Consider the following 1,230-nt stretch of genomic DNA (forward strand, 5'->3'; position numbering starts at 1 on the left):
GCCCTGAAGGACGGGGATTCCTGGCTCAAGCTGCCTGCCGGGACGACGTCCCGGCAGGTCTTACGCCATCAACACCAGCCGGGGCCAGACCAGCCCGGGCGAGCATCACGTAGGCGGAGTTCTTGTCCCTGGGAGAGGAGAATCCGCACGCGGTACACGCGTAGGTACGTTCGGAAAGGGGAAGTGCGTGCTTGGTTCTCGCTCCGCACTGCGCACAGTCCATCGTGGTGTGCGCGGGGTGCACGAGGCGGACGTCCCGCCCGTGCTTGCGGCCCATCTCGATCAGTGCCCGCTTGGTGGCGCCGATCGCCGCGTCGGCGGCCTTCCTGGCCATGGTGGTCTTGGCGAGGAACTTCGGCCGGAAGTCCTCCACCGCGATGGCGTCGTGGTCGCGAACCACCTTCCTGGCCCACTTGCGGCCGGTGTCGGTCCGCTGGCGGGCCACCTTCTTGTGCAGCCGGGCAACCTGCCGCTGCGCCTTTCGGTAGCCCTTGGACTGCGCCTTGCCCTTGGGCCGCCGGCGGCGCGCCATCATCCGCTGGTACCGGGCGAGCTTGCATGCGGCGTTCTTGCCGTGCTCGGCATGCGGAAGGTCGTAGGCGTCGGAGGTGGTGGTGGCGGTCTCCTTGACGCCCCAGTCGACGCCGATCACGCGGCCGGTGGCGGGCAGCGGCCGCACCTGGGCCGCAACCACGAAGCTCGCGTACCAGTGGCCGACACTGTCACGGTACACGCGCACCGAGGACGGCTGCGCGGGCAGCTCCCGCGACCACACCACGGTCACGGCGATCCCGCCCGCCAGGTGCAGACGGCCGCCGGTCAGCCGAAACCCGTTACGGGTGTAGTTCAGCGTCGGATCCGACCCGCGTTTCTTCTTGTATCTCGGCATCCCGGCCCGCTGCCTGATCGGCAGCCGGTCCTTGATGTCCTTCAAGGCTTTGGCACGGGACTTGCCGAAGTCCCGGATGATCTGCTGCTGCGGGACCGAGGATCCCTGGGCCAGCCACGGTGTGCGGGCGCGGGCCTCGGTCAGCATCTGGTCCAATCGTGCCGGACCGCAGGTCAGCTTGGCCTGGCCCGCGGGCAGGTTCTGGTTGACGGCGTAGACCTGCTTGGACTTGGCGACGGACTCGTTCCAGACCCACCGGCAGCGCGCCCACTCGGCTTCCAGCGCGGCAAGCGCGGCCTGGGACACACGCAACCGGTAGGTGTACCGAGCGTGCCCGGCAT

1 protein-coding gene is annotated in these 1,230 nt (G+C 68.9%); it reads right to left on the bottom strand.

Features of this window, described 5'->3' with window-relative positions; genetic code table 11:
* Nucleotides 1-25: 25 nt before the first annotated feature.
* The coding region (locus ABGB08_RS54615; protein WP_347608527.1) for a transposase at nt 26-1,230 on the bottom strand (1,205 nt) is incomplete at its 5' end.

The sequence above is a fragment of the Acrocarpospora sp. B8E8 genome (genome assembly GCF_039871605.1).
GTDB classification, from domain to species: domain Bacteria; phylum Actinomycetota; class Actinomycetes; order Streptosporangiales; family Streptosporangiaceae; genus Acrocarpospora; species Acrocarpospora macrocephala.